The sequence below is a fragment of the Burkholderia sp. AW49-1 genome (assembly GCF_053427845.1).
Window position 1 is genome coordinate 1 of record NZ_JBSAXF010000067.1, and the last position, 3,658, is coordinate 3,658.

The window sequence follows — 3,658 nt, forward strand, 5'->3', positions numbered from 1 at the left end:
CGCCTTCGCGAGCTCCAGTGCGATTTCCTTGCCGATGCCGCTTGCGGCGCCCGTGACGACTGCGGTCTTGCCGCTCAGATCTGCTGCCATGTCCGTCTCCTTCCGTTATCGGATCGAAAAAGCGCGCCCCGCTGCATCCGCTTTCGTCGCGCGGTCGTGCAGACAGGCCAGCCGCTATTGTGCACGATCGGCCCCGCCGTTCGCGCGCAAAACGTCTAAGCTTAAGGTCGGTTCCGAGTCGCGGGAGACGCTCATGCACTATCGACGGCTAGGCCGCTCCGGCCTGCAGATCAGCGAGCTTTCGCTCGGCTCGTGGGTCACCTACGGCAATCAGGTCGATCAGCGGCTTGCCCGTGAATGCCTTGCGGCGGCCCGCGACGCGGGCGTCAATTTCTTCGACAACGCCGAGGTCTATGCGGGCGGCAAATCCGAGGAAATCATGGGCCAGGCGCTCAAGTCGCTCGGGTGGCCGCGCATCAGCTACCTCGTGTCCACCAAGTTCTTCTGGGGGCTCGCGGAAGCGCCGAACCAATATCACACGCTGAACCGGAAATATCTGCTGAACGCGATCGACGGCTCGCTGCGCCGGCTGCAGCTCGACTATGTCGACCTCGTGTACTGCCATCGCCCCGATCCGAACACGCCGATCGAGGAGACCGTCTGGGCGATGAGCGACATGATCGTCCGCGGCAAGGCGCTGTACTGGGGCACGTCCGAATGGAGCGCCGACGAGATCCGCGCCGCGTACGAGATTGCCGACCGGCACCATCTGCACAAGCCGGTCGTCGAGCAGCCGCAGTACAACCTGTTCCACCGTACCCGGGTCGAGCAGGAATACGCGCGGCTCTATGAAGACTACGGCCTCGGCCTGACGACCTGGAGCCCGCTGGCATCGGGGCTGCTCACCGGCAAGTACCGGAACGGAGTACCGCCGGGTAGCCGCGCGCAACTGCCGGGATACGACTGGCTCCGCGCCCGGCTGACGGACCCGGCCAGCAACGACGTGGTCGAACGGATCGGCACGATCGCGGCCGAATTCGGCTGCAGCACCGCCCAGCTTGCGATCGCATGGATACTCGCGAATCCGCGCGTGAGTTCTATCATTACAGGCGCCTCGCGGATCGAGCAGATCGGCGACAACATGCGCGCGCTCGACATCGCCGCGAAGCTGACGCCGGAGGTCAAGCAACGTATCGAGGAGGCCGTCGGCGATGCATTCGAGTAAGGCGACTCACGCCCACTCGCGTACAATACGCGGCCGCATTGGCGCGCGGCCCGACGGCCACGCGCAATCGTCCGTTTTCATCGATTCATCCTTCGTTTCAGGCAGCCCGCCATGCTCAGTTATCGTCACGGTTTTCATGCAGGCAACCACGCGGACGTGCTCAAGCACGCCGTCGTCGTCCAGCTGCTGCGCTACCTGAACAAGAAAGACAAGTCGTACTGGTACATCGACACGCACGCCGGCGCCGGCGTGTATTCGCTGCGCGACGGTTATGCCGCCAAGACAGGGGAATTCGATACCGGCATTGGGCCGCTATGGAACGAAAAGAACCTGCCCGAGGTGCTCGGTGATTACGTCGACGAGGTGCGCGCGCTGAACGACGACGGCGAGCTTCGCTACTATCCGGGCTCGCCGTATCTCGCATGGCGATCGATGCGCGAGCAGGATCGAATGCGCCTGTTCGAAATGCATACGACGGAAATCGACGTGCTGCGTCACAACTTCCGCGATGCGGGGCGCCGTGCAATGATTTTCGCCGGTGACGGCTTCGAGGGCATCAAGGCGCTGCTGCCGCCGCCGCCGCGACGCGCGCTGGTGCTGATCGATCCGTCCTATGAGGACAAGAAGGACTACGCGCGCACGGTGACTTGTGTAACGGAATGCCTGAAGCGTTTCGCGACCGGCTGTTACGCGATTTGGTATCCGCAGGTTGCGCGGGCGGAATCGCAGCGTTTTCCGGAGCAGCTCAAGCGCCTGCAACCGAACAACTGGCTGCACCTCACGCTGACGGTATCGAATCCGCCGGCAGACGGCCTGGGCCTTTACGGCAGCGGAATGTTCATCCTGAATCCGCCGTACACCCTCGCGCAGAGCATGAACGAAGCGCTGCCCTATCTCGTCGAACGCCTGGGACAGGATAGTGGCGCCCGGTGCCAGATCGAGCAGCGCGGGAACTGAGCGGAGGTCTTGCCGTTATGGCTGCGGTCTGGGCGTGGGTCTCTGCTGATTGGCTGGCGACACGCCCCAGCCCGGCACATTGATATACGGCGCGACAAACAGCGGGATCGATGAATTCGACCCCTGCCCGGCCGGCGCTCGCATGCCTGCGGGCTCGACGATCGGCTCGGACGATAACGGAGCCGTTTGCAGCACCAGGCCGCCCTTGCCATCCTGGATCCCACCTTGTGTATCGAGAATCAGCGGCCGGGACGACGTCGCCGCCCCGGCCGCCACGCCGTGAGCGAGCACGACAGCCCCAAGAACGAGACGCACGCGGGGAACGTGACGCACATCGAGACGCAAGCGCATGGTCGTATTCTTCCGGTTAAAAACAGGCCCATACCATAGCGCCGCGCCGACGATTTCGCCAGATCAATCGCACAAAAAACAAAGCCCCGTCAACACGGGGCTTGCTTTTCGTTCGGTGCCACACGGCACCTGACGGAAACTCCGATTACAGCGAGTAGCCGTTGGTTTCGAGCGAGCGGATGCGGCTCTCGAGCTGGACGATGTCCGACGACGTGGCGAGGTATGCCTCACGGCGCTCACGCTCTGCGGATTCGAACCAGTTGCTCAGCTTTTCAACGATGTAGGCGATCATGATGTTCTCCAAGGAAGGGGGACCCCTGGCGAATCGAGATTCAGGGATTTCCCGTATAGGGTTATCCCTAATTATAGCGATGCCGCACCAAGATGCTAGTGAAATGCTTGCATGGATATCATTCCATTTTGGAATGATATGTGAAATATCCGCTTTAACTCACTGATTTTTATGAATATCGAGCCGAGGCCTCTTTTCGCCCTGGAGGGCATGCACTAATCTGGTTCACCGATCGGTTCGGCCAAGCGCGCCAAAATCGGGCATTCGGGCCGTTCGTCACCATGGCAGTGCGCGGCGAGTTCTGCGAGCGTATTGCGCATGTCGCTCAATTCCGCGATGCGTTCGTCGAGTTCGGCTACGTGTTCGAGCGCGATCGACTTCACTTCGACGCTAGCGCGCGCACGGTCCTGCCAGAGCATCAGCAGCTTGCGGATATCTTCGACGAGAAAACCGAGCCGCCGTGCCTGGCGGATGAAGCGCAGGATATGGACCTCCTCCGAACCGTAGATCCGATATCCGGCGTCGCTGCGCTTGCTGGGCGCAAGAAGACCGACCTGTTCGTAGTAACGGATCATTTTTGCGCTGACGCCTGATTCGCGCGACGCATCGCCGATATTCATTCCCTGCCCTCTCTCTTCGTCAAGCACTGGTTCGAACATGGACGTCGAGGCAAGCGGCCGTCGACGACACTTCGATCGTATCAAATCGCGAGATTTCGTTCCGGAATCGACCGCAATCCGGATGAATTCATTGAGGTAGGTTGCGGCGAGATCTGCCGGCTCGGTAGAGCCGTGCAGTTTGCAAGATGGGGACGGCTCTCTGTCATCTCGTGC

General features: G+C 61.5%; 5 protein-coding genes and 1 pseudogene. 2 read left to right on the forward strand and 4 right to left on the reverse strand.

The features are described from left to right. Nucleotides 1-90 (reverse strand): annotated as a pseudogene (locus tag ACV22W_RS33360) (3-hydroxybutyrate dehydrogenase); the annotation flags it as partial. 163 nt (nt 91-253) lie between these two features. On the opposite strand from ACV22W_RS33360, the gene ACV22W_RS33365 reads away from it, so the two are divergent. Next, nucleotides 254-1,225: a potassium channel beta subunit family protein gene (locus tag ACV22W_RS33365; protein ID WP_448023792.1), complete on the forward strand. Its 972-nt coding sequence runs from the start codon at nt 254-256 to the stop codon at nt 1,223-1,225. 111 nt (nt 1,226-1,336) lie between these two features. Further along, the gene (locus ACV22W_RS33370; RefSeq protein WP_448023793.1) at nt 1,337-2,182 is read left to right on the forward strand and encodes a 23S rRNA (adenine(2030)-N(6))-methyltransferase RlmJ; all 846 of its coding nucleotides are present in this window, start codon (nt 1,337-1,339) and stop codon (nt 2,180-2,182) included. 15 nt (nt 2,183-2,197) lie between these two features. Here the strand turns inward: ACV22W_RS33370 and ACV22W_RS33375 are convergent, their stop codons facing one another. The 3 genes from ACV22W_RS33375 to cueR all read right to left on the reverse strand — a co-directional run bounded on the left by ACV22W_RS33375 (nt 2,198) and on the right by cueR (nt 3,445). Beyond that, the gene (locus tag ACV22W_RS33375; protein ID WP_448023794.1) at nt 2,198-2,533 is read right to left on the reverse strand and encodes a hypothetical protein; all 336 of its coding nucleotides are present in this window, start codon (nt 2,531-2,533) and stop codon (nt 2,198-2,200) included. A gap of 145 nt (nt 2,534-2,678) precedes the next feature. Further along, complete coding sequence (locus ACV22W_RS33380; protein WP_006478295.1) at nt 2,679-2,825, reverse strand: DUF3563 family protein; 147 nt, start codon at nt 2,823-2,825, stop codon at nt 2,679-2,681. A gap of 215 nt (nt 2,826-3,040) precedes the next feature. Further along, the gene (cueR, locus tag ACV22W_RS33385; RefSeq protein ID WP_448023796.1) at nt 3,041-3,445 is read right to left on the reverse strand and encodes a Cu(I)-responsive transcriptional regulator; all 405 of its coding nucleotides are present in this window, start codon (nt 3,443-3,445) and stop codon (nt 3,041-3,043) included. Nucleotides 3,446-3,658 lie beyond the last annotated feature (213 nt).

Excerpts from the sequence above, each read along its gene's own strand:
- cueR (WP_448023796.1), bottom strand. The coding sequence starts at position 3,445 with ATGAATATCGGCGATGCGTCGCGCGAATCAGGCGTCAGCGCAAAAATG.
- ACV22W_RS33370 (WP_448023793.1), top strand. The coding sequence starts at position 1,337 with ATGCTCAGTTATCGTCACGGTTTTCATGCAGGCAACCACGCGGACGTG.
- ACV22W_RS33365 (WP_448023792.1), top strand. The coding sequence starts at position 254 with ATGCACTATCGACGGCTAGGCCGCTCCGGCCTGCAGATCAGCGAGCTT.
- ACV22W_RS33380 (WP_006478295.1), bottom strand. The coding sequence starts at position 2,825 with ATGATCGCCTACATCGTTGAAAAGCTGAGCAACTGGTTCGAATCCGCA.
- ACV22W_RS33375 (WP_448023794.1), bottom strand. The coding sequence starts at position 2,533 with ATGCGCTTGCGTCTCGATGTGCGTCACGTTCCCCGCGTGCGTCTCGTT.